The organism is Planctomycetia bacterium, from assembly GCA_021413845.1.
Classification (GTDB): domain Bacteria; phylum Planctomycetota; class Planctomycetia; order Pirellulales; family PNKZ01; genus PNKZ01.
In genome coordinates, this window is record JAIOPP010000083.1 from 40,491 (window position 1) to 57,395 (window position 16,905).

General features: G+C 56.5%; 15 protein-coding genes. 6 read left to right on the forward strand and 9 right to left on the reverse strand.

Translation table 11 applies throughout. The features are described 5' to 3' along the window. Window positions 1-303: 303 nt before the first annotated feature. From K8U03_14770 to K8U03_14785, 4 genes are all read left to right on the forward strand, one after another. Complete coding sequence (locus K8U03_14770) at window positions 304-642, forward strand: hypothetical protein (protein ID MCE9606157.1); 339 nt, start codon at window positions 304-306, stop codon at window positions 640-642. Window positions 643-915: 273 nt separating this feature from the next. After that, window positions 916-1,650: a hypothetical protein gene (locus K8U03_14775; GenBank protein MCE9606158.1), complete on the forward strand. Its 735-nt coding sequence runs from the start codon at window positions 916-918 to the stop codon at window positions 1,648-1,650. Window positions 1,651-1,677: 27 nt separating this feature from the next. Further along, window positions 1,678-2,418 (forward strand): hypothetical protein, encoded by a 741-nt coding sequence (locus K8U03_14780; GenBank protein ID MCE9606159.1) that lies wholly within the window; start codon window positions 1,678-1,680, stop codon window positions 2,416-2,418. Window positions 2,419-2,436: 18 nt separating this feature from the next. Further along, window positions 2,437-3,753, forward strand: a complete 1,317-nt coding sequence (locus K8U03_14785; protein MCE9606160.1) for a hypothetical protein — start codon at window positions 2,437-2,439, stop codon at window positions 3,751-3,753. Window positions 3,754-3,867: 114 nt separating this feature from the next. Here the strand turns inward: K8U03_14785 and K8U03_14790 are convergent, their stop codons facing one another. The 7 genes from K8U03_14790 to K8U03_14820 form a co-directional block, all read right to left on the reverse strand. After that, window positions 3,868-4,038: a hypothetical protein gene (locus K8U03_14790; protein ID MCE9606161.1), complete on the reverse strand. Its 171-nt coding sequence runs from the start codon at window positions 4,036-4,038 to the stop codon at window positions 3,868-3,870. 539 nt (window positions 4,039-4,577) lie between these two features. Beyond that, entirely contained in the window at window positions 4,578-5,390 is an 813-nt protein-coding gene (locus K8U03_14795; GenBank protein MCE9606162.1) for a glycosyltransferase family 2 protein, read from the reverse strand. Window positions 5,391-5,461: 71 nt separating this feature from the next. Next, entirely contained in the window at window positions 5,462-6,280 is an 819-nt protein-coding gene (locus tag K8U03_14800) for a sugar phosphate isomerase/epimerase (GenBank protein MCE9606163.1), read from the reverse strand. Further along, complete coding sequence (locus K8U03_14805; GenBank protein MCE9606164.1) at window positions 6,277-7,071, reverse strand: pyridine nucleotide transhydrogenase; 795 nt, start codon at window positions 7,069-7,071, stop codon at window positions 6,277-6,279. Before K8U03_14805 ends, K8U03_14800 begins: the two co-directional genes overlap by 4 nt. Before the next feature lie 8 nt (window positions 7,072-7,079). Next, window positions 7,080-8,243: an FAD-binding oxidoreductase gene (locus tag K8U03_14810; protein MCE9606165.1), complete on the reverse strand. Its 1,164-nt coding sequence runs from the start codon at window positions 8,241-8,243 to the stop codon at window positions 7,080-7,082. Then, window positions 8,243-9,355 (reverse strand): glycosyltransferase, encoded by a 1,113-nt coding sequence (locus K8U03_14815; protein ID MCE9606166.1) that lies wholly within the window; start codon window positions 9,353-9,355, stop codon window positions 8,243-8,245. The genes K8U03_14810 and K8U03_14815 overlap by 1 nt, the downstream gene beginning before the upstream one ends. A gap of 347 nt (window positions 9,356-9,702) precedes the next feature. Then, window positions 9,703-10,941 carry a GntR family transcriptional regulator gene (locus K8U03_14820; GenBank protein ID MCE9606167.1) on the reverse strand — a complete coding sequence of 413 codons (1,239 nt, stop codon included), beginning with the start codon at window positions 10,939-10,941 and terminating at the stop codon, window positions 9,703-9,705. A 198-nt stretch (window positions 10,942-11,139) separates the two neighbouring features. On the opposite strand from K8U03_14820, the gene K8U03_14825 reads away from it, so the two are divergent. Together K8U03_14825 and K8U03_14830 are read left to right on the forward strand one after the other, a co-directional pair. Then, window positions 11,140-12,339, forward strand: coding sequence for a right-handed parallel beta-helix repeat-containing protein (locus K8U03_14825; GenBank protein MCE9606168.1), 1,200 nt, complete (start codon window positions 11,140-11,142; stop codon window positions 12,337-12,339). A 70-nt stretch (window positions 12,340-12,409) separates the two neighbouring features. Then, window positions 12,410-13,981, forward strand: a complete 1,572-nt coding sequence (locus tag K8U03_14830; protein ID MCE9606169.1) for a PQQ-binding-like beta-propeller repeat protein — start codon at window positions 12,410-12,412, stop codon at window positions 13,979-13,981. Between the two features lie 26 nt (window positions 13,982-14,007). Here K8U03_14830 and K8U03_14835 read toward each other — a convergent pair whose 3' ends face one another. After that, window positions 14,008-15,474, reverse strand: a complete 1,467-nt coding sequence (locus K8U03_14835; protein MCE9606170.1) for a hypothetical protein — start codon at window positions 15,472-15,474, stop codon at window positions 14,008-14,010. Window positions 15,475-15,493: 19 nt separating this feature from the next. Beyond that, on the reverse strand, window positions 15,494-16,897 hold the full coding sequence (locus K8U03_14840; GenBank protein ID MCE9606171.1) for a DUF1552 domain-containing protein: 1,404 nt from the start codon (window positions 16,895-16,897) through the stop codon (window positions 15,494-15,496). Window positions 16,898-16,905: the final 8 nt, after the last annotated feature.

Below are 16,905 nucleotides of genomic sequence, written 5' to 3' on the forward strand. Positions count from 1 at the left end.
TTAGCCTTAGTTTCATCAGCTGCCGCTGCTAGCATCGTCGTGTTTGATGCCTGTTGTGAAATCACCGGATTTTCGCACTGATTTCTTCAGGCTGTAACGGCGGTCTCTCCCCCCATAAATGTGCCGTTCCCCCAGGCCGTCGATTTATGTACAAGTTCGCCTGTAGAGAATTACGTTGACGTAAAACGAAGGCTCTAAAACGACCATCGATCGGCAACGTCACGCGGCTCGGTCGCAGTAAAACCAGTAGAGACGAATTCAAAACCGTCGTAGGACGATCACAAGGCACGCGAGCTTGGCGACGTGATGGACGAGGAAAATGTACAACTCGCAGCATGTGATGCGTTGACGGAAGTCCTAGAGCGGGTTGATTGCGCGATTGACGTCCCGGCGTTTACGACGATGCCGGAGAGCGAGAACCTTCTACGTCTCAGGCCGGTCGCAACCGCGACGATGCAGGCAGATGAGTTCGATGCCGCGTTCGTCAAGTTATCTCTCAGCGGATTGCGTTCGGCAGCCCGATCTCGCGGCCAATACTTCGCGCCGCTCGACATCCTCTTGTCGATCGAACATCACGACGAACCGACGCCGCGCACGTCCTCGGTCATATTCAAGCTAAGTAACGTTTTTATCATCATGTAGGGGTAGAGGATGTTGATTTGCACTTCCGTCTGCACGAATTATCTGCCGAAGGCGGCGGTATTAGGCCGTTCCATTCGTGCGACGAATCCCGACGCGCGATTCGTGGTCTGCCTAACGGAGCGGGAGTCGCCGCCGATCGCTCGAGACTGTCCTTATTTTTCCGACATCGTACTTGCTTCTCAAATCGGCTTTCCCGATTTCGAACAGTATATTTTTAAACATCGCGTGGTCGAGGCTTGCACGGCAGTGAAGGGACAGTTGTTTCGATATTTAATGGATAAATATCCCGATGAAAAGGAGTTCGTTTATCTCGATCCCGACATTAAGGTTTATGGACCATTAACCGAATTGAAAGAGGCGCTTCAGCATCATCCGATCGCCCTCACACCACATCTTTGCGACCCGGAATCGACATTGGACGCCGTGGTATACAATGAATTGTGTGCACTCAAGCACGGGACCTATAATCTTGGGTTCGTGGCCGTAACGCAGCATCCCGAAGGTCGGCGATTCATCGACTGGTGGACGAAGCGCTTGGAAATGTTCTGCTACGATGACATTCCCAACGGTATTTTCACGGATCAACGATGGGTAGATCTCGCCGTCGGCTTCTTCGAAGCCCACGTCTTTAAGCACCGAGGATACAACGTAGCGCCCTGGAACCTCTCGCAACGCAAGGTCGTGCGAGACGGCGCCGGCGGCTATTCCGTCAACGGCCAACCGCTGAGGTTTTTCCATTTCTCCGGACTTGATTCCGGAGCGAACGACGGGATGCTCCGCAAGTTCGTGAAGGATCTCAATGATCCGATTTATGAATTGCGCGATCGCTACGTGGATGAATTGACGGCGTTCGGTCAGGATCTTCTAGGTTCGACCCCATGGTCGTATGCCAAGTTCCGTAGCGGAGAAGTCATTCACGAGCATTCGCGCATTCGCTACCGAAGCGATCCTGCCGTTTCCGCGCAAATCAAAAAGCCGTTCGCGATGTCCAATGCAGTCTTCATCTAATACATATATTTCTCACGGAATCGGGCTATGAATCAGTTGAATGGAGTCGCTGCGCGCAAGGTATTGCCGTTCCTTAGAGAATCTTCCGCTTCGCTAAAGCTAGTCTTTCCGGGGCACAAAAACTTTGCTCGCCACGAATGCTTGCAAACTCTAGAAATCGAACCGACGAATGACTTCGCGGTATATGAATTTCTTCTTCCCGCAGACGCCGACCTACAAACGATAGGCATGGAGTTGCCGATGCTTCCGGGCATCGTGCGACTGGGAGAAATCGATATATTCTCGCGAACGAATCATGTGTTTCCCTATTGGCGTTGCAGCGCCGGGACCGAATTTCGCGGAATGCTGGAGCCCGTTTCCGTAGAGCGACGAGTACTCGACGGCGCGTTGGTTATGATTCCTGCTCAAAACCAGCGCCAAATAACGATCTGCCCGGATGTTCTGCCTGAGGGAGACCGCATCGTCCGCATCAGCCTGGCTTTCGAAACCGAGCTTTCATCCAGCCTGCTGTCCTCTCTTTCACGGCATTTCGACAAGTCCACGACGGCGGCCGTTCGCAATGCCGCAGCGCGTCAAGCGGAAGCTCAAGAACTTCTGGAAATGATACGTCTGAAGGACAGGCAACTCGCAGAACGAGTGAACTTACGACCCACCTATGAAGCGAACTTATTGAGAGCGCTTCGTTATCTGCGTAGGCACGTAGTTGCATCGCTTCGATATGTGAAGCGTCGCTTGCCCCGCCGACTGCAAGCCATACTTTCCCGCTAGAAATGGATTATCTGTCGCATGGACGCAATCAAAGCCGACGGAACGGAAAACATAGTCCTGATCTTTACCCATTCCAACTACTTGAAAGGGTCGGGTGGAACCGAAAAATGCGTGATCGAGCAGGTCTCGCGCTTATTGCAGCGAGGTATCGAATCGCTGCACGTATTCCCCAGTGAGGCATATTCCTTTCTGGGAACGCGGCCTGCATTGTATGGAGTAAACCGGAACGACCGGTTCCTTGGTTTTTTCACACCTGCCGAGATTGCGCTACAAGTTGCCGACCTTCGATCACGATTGGTTTCGGTTTACGTGCATCATCTCATGGCGTGGCAGCATGTCGATTTTAAACAAATCGTTTCCGGTTTAGGTGACGCGGACGTTCCTCGCGTCTACTTCGCGCACGACTTCTACTCCTGCTGTTCGAGCGCGTTTCTCCCCTGCTTGAATCCTAAAAGCGGGGATTTTTGCCAGACGTTCGATAACTCATGCGCGTCGATACCCACCTGCGGCGACAAGCTTTATCGCGACCATCTTCGTGAGTGGCGGGGAAGATTTCGCGAAATCTTCTCCTGGTCCGATGAAATAATCGTTCCGTCGGAGTTCGTCAAACAAACATTGGCCGCCGTGTTTCCGCATTTCGAACACAAAATCACTGCCTGGGGCCATCTCCGCCTGACCCCTGACGAAATGAAATTCAAAACTGCGGCAGACGAAATTTCGGTAACGGCAGGACCGAATAAACCGAGATTAGCGTATCTGGGCTATAAGGCCGAACATAAAGGCTGGAGTATCTGGAATTCGATTTTCAACGACCCGCGACTATTGCGGCAATATGAATTATTTCACATCGGTAGCACCGAACAATATTCGCCCTATGTGACGACGGTAAGCTACACCTATCACGATGGCGGCTCCATGGCCGCGGTGCGCGCTTTGGAACGACATCGAATCGATTGCGTCGTGCTATTGTCCGTCGTTCCGGAAAGCTACTCCTACACGCTGTATGAATCGATCGCAGCGGGGATTCCCATTCTAACAACCGCTCGCAGCGGCAATATAGCTCATGTGCTGGCGGCCTCTCACAATAATGCGGGTCTCGTTTTCGACACTCCTGCCGAGTTGATCGACTTTCTAAACGATGTGACTCGCGTCAACTCGTTAATCGAGATTCCGCGACAAAAATATCGGCTCGATTCCTCCGTATATTTAGGAGCGACGTTGTCTCGCTGTGAAGACGCTTATCCCGGAGAGGCTTCGACGGAGGATTCCGATTTGCGATTCTTGTCGCAAGCCGGTGATAAAAAGACATCTCGATGTCCTGCGATAGCTACGTGACGCACGCATTCATGGGTTCTCAACATGAAAACAGAAAGCTCGGAAACCGCGGGTACTTCTATCTCGGCAAAAACGAATGCCGAAGAAGATAGCGCTGAATCTACGTGCCGTTCGTTAGTTGCCGAGCTGCGCATAAAATTGCGAGAAGTCACGGAAATCACCCAGGTTGCCGATCAACATCAACGGCAAAATACCGCACAACTTCGCGAGTTGAAACGCTGGGTTCACCAGCGCGAAGCGCTCGATCGCGATTCCGCGGACGTAAGAAGTCTTTTGGAGCGACAAGCGGCGATTATTCTCAAAATGGAAGACGAGTTGACTCTGCGGACTTGGGAAATGCGCGTAATGCGAGAGTCCGTTCAAGAATTAAGCCGCAGCTTGCAACGAGCAGCGAAACCTTCTCTGAGCTTGATACTTGCAAGAGCGATGTTGATTCGGCTCGCTATAGTACGAACTCACGCATCGCAAGCCTTCGTCTCTCGAGTTCGTCGCTCACGGCTATGCCCGCTGATCAAAAGGGTGCAAGGCCGCGTACGACGATACTTCGCCTATTTTCAGCGGCTTACTTCGTTCGGCTGAACAAGAAGCGAATTCGGCGACCGATACTTATCGCATCGACACGTGGGCCGGTTCGTCAGAAAAAGACGACGGCGGCGCCACAAGCAATGAAGCGCTCGGTCGCTCGCGCGGCGGCTTCTGCTCGATGCCGCACGTCGCGCCGGATATCCCGAGGCCGGCCGGTGAAACGGTCTCAGATGCGGCACAGAACACGGCGTTACGGAAGCCGAAGAGCTGCTCGCCGAACGCATCATCAACCCGACCTGCTAGGTGTTGTATGTACCGAGGCAAGCTTTGACCAGAACCGACAGCACGGACAGATTGCCTTTAATTCCGCTGATCTTAGTCGGCGTTTCTCCTTTGGGGTACCGGCGAGCCGTTGGAAGCTCAAGGCACCGATAGCCGAGCGTGGGAGCGCGATAAGAGAGGTAAACCAGCAACTCGTAGGACATAAAGACATCGCGGAAGGGGGCGACTCGAGGGTCGAGAAGCATCTTACTGCTATATGCGCGAAAACCTTGGGTGGTATCCGTCCAACTAAAGCCCGAAGCCATGTTCAGCATCGGGGCATGAATAAAACGAATAGCAAAGTCTCGCAATTTCGGAGTGTTTTCGGCAACGCCTCCCGCGATGAAGCGCGAAGCCTGAACGAAATCCACTCCATCGACTAAAGCATCGATAAATCGCGGAATTGCCTCAGGATCGTCTTTGTCGTTGCCGTCGATCGTGACGATTCCTGCATAGCCCTGGTCGAGTGCGAAGGCGTAAGCGCAGCGCAGTTGAGCGCTCAGCTTGCCGGGAGCCGTCTTCACCAACAATCCTCGCACTCCGAACTGTTGAAGCGCTTGCAGTTCCAAGGAACCGTCTTTGCTTCCCCCATCCACGATAATGATGTCGGCGATTCGGTCGATCTTTAGGCTTGCCATTCTGGCGAGCAAACTCTTGATCCGTTCTCCCTCGTTGATCACGGGAATGACGACGCACCAAGGATGCTGCTTGCCGAGCCACAGAGGCGTTTGGAACTGAGGGACTTGTCTATTCGCTTGAGTTTCTAAGGGCTCAGCTGTGATCACATTCATAGCTATTATTCTTTAATTAAAGCGAAGCGTAAATTGACTACTGCTCTTGCGCAGTCATGAATAAATCATCATTATGATATTCCATAACCATCGGCAGCTACCGCCAGCGCTCTCTCGATAGACACTAGGTGCGGCTCTTTTTCAGTTGCCAACATCTCGATCGAAACGAGCGCTGTAGGCAAATGTCGCTTTAGCGCCGAATAGACTTTACCATGGTCGGTTTCACCGTCACCAAGAGGCACTAAGCCCGGCTCGCTGGCATGCACGTGACCGATCAAATGGGCGTAGCGATCGAGTACGGAATCGACATCTTCTTCGTTGATCGTGATAGCGCCTGTATCCAGTTGCATTTTGATTGCCGCATGAGCAACGTCCTCTACTACTTGAGCGGTCTCGGCGCTGGTCGTCATGAAATTCGCACCATAGCAAACCGGATTGGGTTCCAGGCAAATCAATACGCCGTGACGTTCGGCGATATCGCCGAGACGTCTAAAAAAAGGAATCGCAATCTCCATCACTTCGTCGTCGGCCACTTTCGATCGATCGCGATTCTTGGGCGAGCCGAATACTAATCTTGTCGCTCCCAGGCCGGCACCGATTCGACAGATGGCAGCAAGATGCGCAAGCATCGCCTCTTGAACATTCGTTGAATCGAAAATGTTTAAGCCGACGGTGCCGAACAGCAGCGATTGCATGCCGGTAATCTCGATACCGCGATCAGCCCACCACATTCTCGTGTTCGCGATATCACGATCGCTTGCTTTAACTGGATCAGGAAAATACTTGCCTGGAGCAACGTCGATTGCGTCGACGTCATAGCGAGGAAGCAAGCGAACGATTTCCTCGTCCTCCGAGACGTTCCATGCGATGTTGGATATCGCCAGCCTCATGTCATCGCCGCCGGTGCTGGTTTCAAGGTTGTCGGCTCGGACTGGGCATAAGATCTAATCGCCTGAATCGTCTCGCGCACATCGTATTGGTAATTTCCCGCGGCACCGAACAGTTCGGCGTACAAGGTGCGCATATCGTAGGTCGCAACCGTGCCGCTCTGCCTCTGGTCGAACGGTCTACCGAAGCCATGTAGAGATACATCGGCCACGCTGATCGGAGCGGCCGTCAGATGAACTAGACGCAGCTGCGCATTTAGTGCGGTTTGTATGTCGGACCAGAGATTGACCATCGGATAGAACTGAAACACGCCGCGACTCTCGATCGAACCTCGATTATTTCCGTTCAAAAAGTCAAAGATGACATTCTTTCGAAGGCCCGGCCCTACCAACCCGGGTAATCGCACGATCAAAGAATTCGGAAACCGGCTCTCGACGAATTTTTCTAGAAGCCGACGATGCAGTCCGTAGGCGTTGAGACCCGATTCGTCGATCGAGGTCTTTTCATCCGCTCCCAGCGAGCATTTGAACACATCGACGGTGCTGATCAGGATGAAGGTCTCGCACCTGACGGTTTTCAAATGCTCGATCAAGGCGTCGATCTTTCGGCGATCCGCCTCCGGCTCTCGGTTGGCAATCCATTTCTGAGCGGGCGCACCGGCGCACACGATCTTGTCGAATACTTTGCCGGCAATCTCGCCGATGTCGGTCGAACGGTAAGTGGCTTCGAAGACCGCTTGTTTCAGAAGCGTAGTCCCCACGAATCCGGAATGTCCGATGAGTGCATTGGTCATAGCGTCATCTATGCATTATTGAGCGAGTCCGTGCAGAGCTCTTCAGTGTCGAGCTTTTCGGTGTCGAGCTTTTCCAGAACGTCGTAAATGTTGTCGATTTTTCCCCCCAACACCGAAAAGCATCCGGGCAATTCCTCATGTTTTTCGAACAAAATAGGGCGACCGTCATCTCCCTCGTTCTTAACGAGAACGGTTTTGACCTCGAAGAGAGAGTCGACGTATTTCGCATCTGCAACGGCCGGAAGATACCGAGCCACGTCTCTGACGATGCGGTCGACCCGAGTCGCTCGATCGTAGCGATCGATTTTCTGATAGGGGTCGGTTCCAAGCTCGTCGCGCCAGTTTAGGTGCGGCGTATACCGTACGTGCGAAAGCGTATGCAGTCCTCGAGCCGGGAAAGGCATCATCGAGAAAAACGGACCGTCCATGACCGTAATTCCCAAATGTTGAAGCACCGGTGGAACTTGCATCAGCGCCATTTCCGCGATTTCCTGTTTCAGGCCCGTTCGGGTACCGGGGAAGTCGCCTCTGAATTGGTTGAGACCGCTATAAGTGCAATTAAAGACATACCGACAATTTATGAGTTCTTCGGTTCCGTGCTCCGGCTGCGCAGTAACGACTAAATTCCGATTCGACCCTCGAGAGATCGCCGTGATTCGCGTGTTGAGGCGAACCCGAACTCCATTCTCAAGCAATTCGTTTTTTGCCCAAACGGCTAGTTTGCCGGCGTCGAACGCATGCTCTTCGACGAGAAACACGTCCTCGATCAGGCGCGGTTCGAAGAGGTTTCGCAGCTCAGGAGCCGCGCGCTCGATCTTGGCGCCGATTTCTCCGCAGAATCGCTCGAACTGTTTGGCCGTGACTTTCGAGTTACGGCGTGCTATCGCATACAGCTTCGTAAAGTCTTGCTTGACCGCTTGCGGCCAGTCACGAACGAACTTCGGCAGATTCACTCGACTTCGATACGCGGTAATGAAACTGCGCGGGTAGTGATAGCCGTTGTGGACGCGCGCCTGATTATTGTACGAAGCTCTAGTGAGTAACGCGGGCTCGCGTTCGACCAAAAGAATGCGTTTTAGGCCTCGCGTCTTCGCTAGATAGACCGCAATCGCAGCCCCGTAGAAGCCTCCACCGATGATTACCGCATCTTGCGTGAGATCGGCAAGAACCATCATGCCGCTCGTTCGGAAGTGAAGCCGGGCATGCCCACGGACGCAACGGTCTCGATATTAAGCTTTTCGCGCCGAGTCATTCGTACGCTCGTGAATTCTTGCCCGATGTGGTACAGAGGCCCCGCAGTCGCCAGGCTTGCCAATTGAAGGATGTATTCGCTGAGTACGAGCAGGACCAGCGAAATTAGAAAGAACATGCCTGACTGTTGGAGTGAGAGGCTGATCCAACCCGGTGCCACACCCGATTTCAACAGCCCAATGCTTACCACATAGACGGAATAGAGCACGTTGGAGGCGGCCCCAAACAAGGATAAAATAGTAGCAAGCCGTAGCGGAGCTCTCGTAGTCGAGACCAATAAGCGTATCCCACGGTCAATGCTTTCTACAAGCCGCTTGGTGTGCGAAGTCTTAGGTGTTGATGAATATTCGAGATTAACTCTTGAGAATCCACCCGTGGCGGGCAAGTGACGATAAGTCACAACGGGTTGGGGATGCTGAAGAATGAAATTAACGATTCGCTTACTTAGGAGGCGATACTGAGGCGCCTCTTTACCTAGATGAATGCCGTTAAGCCATTTGTAGAGATTGTTAAAGACGGCGAAAGCGCCTAGATAGGCTAGGCTCTGAATGGGCGGATTCTTGTTGCTCGCGAAAACTACGTCGGCACCCTTCGTCGCTTTATCGAGCATCTCGGGAAGGAAGGCGATGTCGTCCGTAAGAGGATCGATCACCGCCACGAAGTCGCCTAAGGCATTCTCCAGCCCCACCCACGTCGCCGCATCGACATCGATTTCTTTCGTGAGGGCGTAAACCTGTACGTTGGCAAGGCCGCTCTCGCCGGTGAGGTTTTTAAGTATCGCGACACTCTCGTCGCTCGATGCGTTATCGACGACGATAAGTTCGTAATCCCCCACGACCGCGGACAGACGCTCGGCGGCATCCGATAAGATGCCTTCAATCAAATTGGATTGGTTGCGTACGACGAACACTACCGACAGAAAAACGGAGCCGAAGGCGCGCTGATCTGCCGGCGCCTGTCGATGGCGGTTGAGATGGATCAGCGGTGCATCGACGGATTCCAAGCCGGCGCAAGTTGCCGATTGTCGTTTCATAAGCGCCGTTTTCTCGTCGAGCAAAAACACATGGTTCTTTGAAAGATGCCGTCCCTTCAAGCGGCACAGACTTTATAGACTGCGATATAGCAGGTCAATTTCAATCGAGATTCCGGTGCGTCGCGAGACGACGCTAGCAGCACGACAAGGCCGATTAGACTCGTATTAGCGACGGATCGATCGACTATCGCAGCATGCTCGAAACACGTTTTTGAATGGGGCCTGACCTCTGCCTTAAGGGTCTCGGCGCCTGTTTTGTTAGCAATGCTATCCATGGATTCGATTTTGTGTCGGTAATGATCAGGAAGTTGCCGGTACGCCATATCCAAAATCGCAGGCGCATACCTTTACGGAGCAGCAGGCGACCGAGTTCCTGAAAGCCGGCGGGTGGAAAGAGTAATCGGCGGTCGTCGGCGGGGATTTAAAGCGGCCGTGTCGGAGCGAGGCGCCGCCGTCGTGCGACCGGGTCGGAGCGTGTGTGGGTAGAGGTAATGTTCGTCTCGGGCACGATTGTCGGCGGCGATCGCGCGCAGCAGGATTTGCACCGCCGTTCGACCCATGGCATACCAATCGACTTGATGGCAAGTCAGCTCGGGTACGTCCTCGCCCCCTGCTCCGACGACGCTCATGTCTTCCGGCACGCGCAGCGCGCGTCGCCGTAGTTCCGCGATCGCAAACTTCGCCAGCGTATTATTGAAACAATACAGCGCCGTGGGGCGCGGCGTCTGGCTTAGCAATTCGTCGATCATCGTGGCGGCGCCGGCCTCGGTCAGCTCGGTGAGAATCTCCCACCGCCGTCGGCGCGATAGCCCGGCGTCGCGAAGTCCTTTGCGATACCCCAGCGGCCGGACGGGATTCATCTCGACGCGCGCCCAATTCGCGTAGGCGATGCGCCGGTGCCCGAGTTGCGCCAGATATCGGATCGCTTCGCGGGCACTTTCGAAGCTGTCGTCCCGAACGGAATGGATGCGAGGGACGTTCGTGTCTCCGTCGACGAGCACCGTCGGCAGGCCCGAGGCGGCGATGTTGCGTAGCATCTTCTCTTCGTCGTACGAAGCGCAGATCAAACCGAGCAGCCGTCCCTCTTCGGTGAGCTTCTTCGCGGTCTTGCGCCAATGTAGGTGCGGAGTATGCTGCACGACGAGCCGGTATCCGGACGCGCCGGCTTCCGCCACGACGCCTTGCAAGATCAGCCCGCTGATCGCGCGGTTCGCTACCTCTTCCGCTCCGCCGGCGGCCGTGAAATCGGTCTGGAGATATCCTAGGAGCTTTTGTGTCTCCGTCCCTTTGATTTGCCCGGCGACGCGCGGAGGTTGCGTGAACGTGCCGCGGCGACGAATCTTGATCAGCAGCCCCTCGCGCTGCAGCGCCTCTTCCGCGAGCCGCACCGTCTCTCGGCTCACGCCCAACTGCTCGGCCAACTCGACTTCCGTCGGCAGCTTGCCGCTCGGAAACCGGTTCTCGGCGATCGCCTGGCGCAAGGCGAGCTCGACTTGGTTCACCATGCTGAGCGGTCGCTCGACCCGGCGGAATTTGACCGGTGCGAGTGGGGCCTTCGCGCGGCCGAGGTTGCGAGTTTTTTTCATCGGCCGGAACCTATAACCATCGATATACAAGTTTCACAACCGCTTGGTGTAATCGGTCTCATTCTACTTTCCTGAAAGGAGAGGTGGTAGCATAAGTTTGTCGACTGCCTGAGCAATCTCCCCTCGTTCCGCTTGCGATCGAATAGGCCGAACATCAAAACAGCACCTTTTATGAAACGCAGCAGTCGGCTGTCGCTGATGTCGGCGTTCTTGCTGGTGTCCGCCGTAGCGAATGCTCAGGATCGCAGCGCGACCGTGAACGTGCGGACGCGAGAAGAACTGGAGCAGGCAGTCGCCGAAGCTCGGCCGGGGACTACGATCGCGATCGCCCCCGGCACTTACGAAGGGGGGCTCGCTTTTTCACGCCTGCAAGGAACGCAAGACCGGCCGATCGTGCTCGCGGCGGCCGACCGCATGCGGCCGCCGATTATCTCGGGCGGAAACTCCTGCCTCCATCTTTCCGATCCTGCCTACGTCGAATTGCGCGACCTCGTTTTAGAGAAGGGACGCGCGAACGGGCTGAACATCGACGACGGCGACTCGCACGATACGCCGGCACATCACGTTTCGCTTCACGGGCTCACGGTGCGCGATATCGGCTCCGATCGGAACCATGATGGAATCAAACTCTCCGGCCTCGACGATTTTCGCGTCGAGCGTTGCACCGTCGAGCGGTGGGGGAAGCGAGGATCCGCGATCGACATGGTCGGATGTCATCGTGGCATCGTAACCCACGGCACGTTTCGCGACGGCGACCCGATCGGCGCGAACGGCGTGCAGATGAAAGGGGGCAGTCGCGACGTGACCGTGCGCTACTGCCGCTTCGAAAACGCGGGGGGCCGGGCCGTCAACCTCGGCGGCAGTACCGGACTTCCGTACTTTCGTCCCGCACAGGCCGGATACGAAGCCAAAGATCTCATCGTCGAAGACTGTATGTTCGTCGGCTCGATGGCACCCGTGGCTTTCGTCGGGGTCGACGGAGCGACGGTTCGCCACAACACTTTCTTCCGGCCGTCTCGCTGGCTGATTCGCATCCTTCAGGAAAATCAGGACTCGAAATTTTTGACGTGCCGCAACGGTTCGTTTATGAAGAATATCGTGGCGTTTAGAAGCGAAGAGCTCGTTTCCGCGGTGAACATCGGCCCTCGGACGGCACCGGAAACTTTTCGCTTCACCGACAACTTTTGGTACTGCCTCGACGCACCGGAGACGACGCAACGAAGAGTGCAACTACCGACGGCCGAGTCCGGTGGTGTTTACGACCAAGCACCCGGTTTTCGAAACGAGGCAAAAAAAGACCTGCAGTTAATCGCCGACAGTCCGGCAAGCGGATTCGGGCCGCGCATCGATTCCACATTACCAACCGACGCCGCTCGAAACACGAACGATCGTCGGTGAATGCCGCTCGATGATGATCGAATATGAATCAAACGATCGAACCGATTTATCTCTCTCTTGGAATTTAACGATGCTCGCTCGCCGCTTCTTCGATAGTCGCCTGTTCCGTCGACCTCACGGTTTCGCACTCTTGATCGGGTCGCTGTCGTGGCTCGGTTGTAGCGAACAGAAGCAACTGGACACGGCCGAGGTTCCCAAAGCTTCGGCAGCCGTTGCGTCGACCAAACCCGCCAAGCCGGCTAAGCCCGTCGCGTCGGCGAAGTCGACCAAGCCCATCGCGCCGATCGCAAAGCTGCCGGCATCCCCTGCCTCGGTCGAGCCAGTCCGATCGTTGGAAGCGCCGAAACCTATTGCTTCGGCGAAGACGACGGTAGCCGTCGCCGTCAACGAAGCCGCACGCGCGGCGCCGCCGGCACAGTTTGCGTCTCAATCGACGGCCTCCGCCGACGGCGATTGGCCTGGGTTCCGCGGCCCGACCGGGATGGGAACCAGTGCGGCTAAGGGGCTGCCGCTCACTTGGGGCGCCGACGAGAACATCGCGTGGAAAGTCGAACTCCCTGGCCCCGGCGCATCGAGCCCGGTCGTGTTCGGCGATCGGATCTACCTCACTTGCTACACCGGTTACTTCATTCCCGGTGAAGAGGGAGGAAGCCTCGAAGAACTGAAACGCAATCTGCTCGCGATGAACCGCGCCGACGGCCGCTTGATATGGAACACGCCTGTGCCCGCGAAACTTCCTGAAGAGAGCCGGATTCGCGATCATGGTTTTGCCGCCAACACGCCGGCCATCGACGAGGAGCGGATCTACGCGTTCTTCGGCAAGTCGGGCGTGTTCGCATTCGATCACGCCGGCAAACAATTGTGGCAAGCCGATGTCGGCGAGAAGACGAACGGCTGGGGTACCTCGGCTTCTCCCGTCCTCTACAAGGACCTCGTCTTCATCAACGCCAGCGTCGAAAGCGAATCGCTCATCGCGCTCGATCGAAAAACCGGAGCCGAAAAATGGCGCACCGGCGGCATTCGCGAAGCGTGGAACACGCCGCTCGTGATCACCGCTACGTCCGGACGAAAAGAATTGATCGTCGCGACGCAAGGTAAGGTTTTGGCATTCGATCCCGAGACGGGCAAGGAACTTTGGTCGTGCAAGACCGACATCGGTTGGTACATGGTCCCGAGCGTCGTGGCCCACGAGGGGGTGGTGTACTGCCTCGGCGGTCGCTCGGGCGTGGCGGCCTTGGCCGTACGAGCCGGCGGCGACGGCGACGTGACGTCGTCGCATCGCCTATGGACGAGCATGAAGGGCTCGAACGTTTCTTCTCCCGTCTATTTAGACGGCCATTTGTATTGGATGCACGAGCAGCGGGGCACGGCGTACTGCGCCAAGGCCGATAGCGGCGAGATCGTCTACGAGCAACGGTTGGAACGTGCGGGTCAGGTTTATTCTTCGGCGCTACTGGCCGACGGCCGGCTGTATTACCTCACGCGCGACGGCAAGACGTTCGTCTTAGCGGCCAAGCCGGAGTTCGAGCAACTGGCGGCGAACGAACTGCGCGATCGCAGCATTTTCAACGGCAGTCCTTCGGTCGACGGCTCGCGACTGTTGATCCGTTCGGATAAGTATTTGTATTGCATCGGCAAATAAGCCGGATGCACGACCGCAGCGAAGCGCTAGCGAGCTTTGCCGCCGGAGCCGTCGTCGATCCAGACGTCGACGCAGTGCGACGGGCGGCCGGCGAACTCGCCCGTGGCGTTGAACTTGAGCATGTCGCCGACCTTGAGCATTTTGGACGCCGCCGCGGTCTTCCCTTTCCAGACTCGCGTCTCCGGGACCAATCGTAGAACGCTCTGCCCGTAAGGCGGCGGCGTTTCCGTATCTTTCTGGTAGTTCAATACCGGCAAGCTTTGCCACTGGACTTCCACGCGTCCTCGCTCGAGATCGAGATTGCGGATTCGATAGCGGAAGCCGTTGAGCGTCGCCTGGCTGTAGTCGTCGCAGATGAAACCACAACGAGTGAAACGACCCTCGGCATCTTGGTACATGTGGAAGCGGTAGCGAACGCCGAGTTGCAAGTCCGCGAGTTTCGACCGGCTTTCCTCGAAGCTGTCGGTCTGAAATCGGACGGCAGATGACCTGGAGCCCGTGTCGAGCATCGTGAACTTCACCGCCTCGCCGGTCGGCTCGGCCTTGAACTCGCCGCTTCCGTTCGCGGCATCGACATCGCTTAGTTCTCCGAACATCACATGCTCGGAATACATCGGCGGCTGGCTGCCTTCCTTCGCTTGAAACCAAGGGAGCTGTCGATTTCCGTAGTCGGTGCGATACGGAAATTGATCGGGATAGTGCTTAGCCAGGCACTCGCGGAAGTCGGGAGTCGGCCGATGCATGTAGCCGTAGTTGATCAAGCATTCTTGAAAAAATTGGTTCTGCAATTTCCAACCCGCCCCGAAGACGCGCACGACTCGGCCGCGACGAAATCCTTCGAGCATGTTGTTCACTTGGATCACGACGCGTCGCCCGCTGCACCCATAACCTTCGACCGGCACGCTCCCGACCTCGACGATCGTTCCCCGTTCGGAGCACGAAGTAGGTTGCCAAGTGCGCAGCTCGTCGTTGCCGACGCAGACGCGCACCTCCTTTCCCTGCGCGAAATCTCGGTCCCAGGTCGTGGCGAACAACTCGGGATCGCCGCTGAAAAACGTCACGGTCAGCGTCTTGCCGGCGGTGCGGTCGACCCGGCCGGCGATCCCTCGCGCCGTCGTGAACTCGATGAAGCGCTTCCGCTGCGCCGCGTCGAATGTTCCTGCGTGTTTCGTGCCGACTAGGCGTGTGAGCCCGCCATCTTCATCGGGCAGCAAGAGGAATTCCATTTCCGTTCCGAGCGGCACATCGCGCAAGTCGGACTCGGTGCCGCGGTAGCTCATGATGGCGTACGGCGGCATGCTGAAATGCTTCAACTCGCCGTCCGTGGTCCGAAAGCGGCCGGTGCGATGAATGAAGTCCGCCCCGACCAATTCCCCTCGAACGCTTTGGGCCGAGCCCAGCGCAGGAAAGACGAGGTCGTCGGCACCGGCCGTAAGCCGGTTGCAAAGAATCGCAGCGACGACGACGCTGCCTAATCCCAATTTGCGAAACATAGCAACTCGATTCGTACAACTAGACCAATTCACTCACGGGCCCGAGGCTGTCGACGAACTTCTCGGCGTTCACTTCCATCTTCTGCAGCATCGTCAGCAAGACGTTGCTGAGGCGCGCCTTTTCATCCTTCGGCTTGCCGCACAACGCGCGCCATTCGTCGTAGCTGAGCGTGTAGCCGTCCTTCAAGTGGGGCCGGTTGTAGTCGATGTGTTGCCCATGCTTGAGTCCTAAGCCCCGGCCGCCGGCGAGCAGCATCGGCAAGTTGCTGTTGCTGTGGCTGTGCCCGTAGCTCATGCCGCTCCCGAGCAGAACCATCGTCCGATCCAGCAGCGGCTCGTCGCCGTCGTGAACCGCACGCAGCGAGTCGAGAAAGTGCGCAAACTGTTGCATGATGAACGCGTCGCTATTCGCCAGCCGTTCGAGCACGACGGGATCGCCGTTGTGGTGCGAAAGATTATGACGACCTTGTGTGATCTTGAGTTCCGGAATGGCGAGTCCGATGACTTCGCTGCCGTTCATATAAGTCACCACGCGAGTCATGTCGGTGCGCAGCGCCAGCACGATCAGGTCGAACATCGTGCGCCAATAGTCGCCGGCCTGAGCCTTGGAAACGTCTCGCTGGAACGGCTCGGAGTCGTTGCGCTTTAAGACCGGTTTGGGGACGTTGAGCCAAGAGTCGAGTCGTTCGATGCGCTGCTCGACGTCGCGAACCGAGTGCAGATACTCATCGAGTTTCGAGCGATCGACTTGCCCGAGGCCGAGCCGGAGCGACTTCGCATCTTCGAGCACCGCATCGAGTACGCTGCGGCGCTTGGTGAGCTGCGCCCGTTGCGCTTCGACCCCGCCGACCGCCTCGCCGAACAACCGTTGAAATACCAGCTTGGGATTGTCTTCCGCCGGCAGCGGCACGCCGTCGCGCGAGAACGCCAGCGTCGTCGAGTTGAACGGCTGACCGGTTCCCGCGGAAACCGAGAGCTCCAGCGAAGGGAAGCGTGTCTGTCGGCCCACGACCTCGGCCATCAGCTGGTCGCAGGAGATCGAGTTTTCGTATTTGCGACCGCTCTGCGCCTCGATCTTCGCCCCGGTCAGCCAAGTGTCGGCACAAACGTGTGCCTGACCGAGGCAATTCGGATGATGCAACCCACTGAAGACCGTTAAGTCGGCCCGATGCTTTTCCAACGGCTTGAGCGACGGGGACAAGTCGAACTCGCGGCCCGCTTGCGTGCATTGCCACGTCATGCCGTTGACGCCGTTGGGAATATAGACGAACACGCTCCGGCGCGGTTTCGTCACATCTGCGGCGGCAGCGCGAGCTCGAATCGGAAGCATGGCATCGAGCAACGGAAGCGCCAGCGCAGCGCCGACTCCGCGCACGAAGCGGCGGCGATCGAGAAGCCATCGCTGAGATCGAATGTGAGCCATGGGTGCGA

What these genes read in the sequence shown, in the direction of transcription:
- K8U03_14775 (MCE9606158.1), top strand. Translation starts at nt 916, where the DNA reads ATGGATAAATATCCCGATGAAAAGGAGTTCGTTTATCTCGATCCCGAC.
- K8U03_14780 (MCE9606159.1), top strand. Translation starts at nt 1,678, where the DNA reads ATGAATCAGTTGAATGGAGTCGCTGCGCGCAAGGTATTGCCGTTCCTT.
- K8U03_14785 (MCE9606160.1), top strand. Translation starts at nt 2,437, where the DNA reads ATGGACGCAATCAAAGCCGACGGAACGGAAAACATAGTCCTGATCTTT.
- K8U03_14795 (MCE9606162.1), bottom strand. Translation starts at nt 5,390, where the DNA reads ATGAATGTGATCACAGCTGAGCCCTTAGAAACTCAAGCGAATAGACAA.
- K8U03_14800 (MCE9606163.1), bottom strand. Translation starts at nt 6,280, where the DNA reads ATGAGGCTGGCGATATCCAACATCGCATGGAACGTCTCGGAGGACGAG.
- K8U03_14805 (MCE9606164.1), bottom strand. Translation starts at nt 7,071, where the DNA reads ATGACCAATGCACTCATCGGACATTCCGGATTCGTGGGGACTACGCTT.
- K8U03_14810 (MCE9606165.1), bottom strand. Translation starts at nt 8,243, where the DNA reads ATGGTTCTTGCCGATCTCACGCAAGATGCGGTAATCATCGGTGGAGGC.
- K8U03_14815 (MCE9606166.1), bottom strand. Translation starts at nt 9,355, where the DNA reads ATGAAACGACAATCGGCAACTTGCGCCGGCTTGGAATCCGTCGATGCA.
- K8U03_14820 (MCE9606167.1), bottom strand. Translation starts at nt 10,941, where the DNA reads ATGAAAAAAACTCGCAACCTCGGCCGCGCGAAGGCCCCACTCGCACCG.
- K8U03_14825 (MCE9606168.1), top strand. Translation starts at nt 11,140, where the DNA reads ATGTCGGCGTTCTTGCTGGTGTCCGCCGTAGCGAATGCTCAGGATCGC.
- K8U03_14830 (MCE9606169.1), top strand. Translation starts at nt 12,410, where the DNA reads ATGCTCGCTCGCCGCTTCTTCGATAGTCGCCTGTTCCGTCGACCTCAC.
- K8U03_14835 (MCE9606170.1), bottom strand. Translation starts at nt 15,474, where the DNA reads ATGTTTCGCAAATTGGGATTAGGCAGCGTCGTCGTCGCTGCGATTCTT.
- K8U03_14840 (MCE9606171.1), bottom strand. Translation starts at nt 16,897, where the DNA reads ATGGCTCACATTCGATCTCAGCGATGGCTTCTCGATCGCCGCCGCTTC.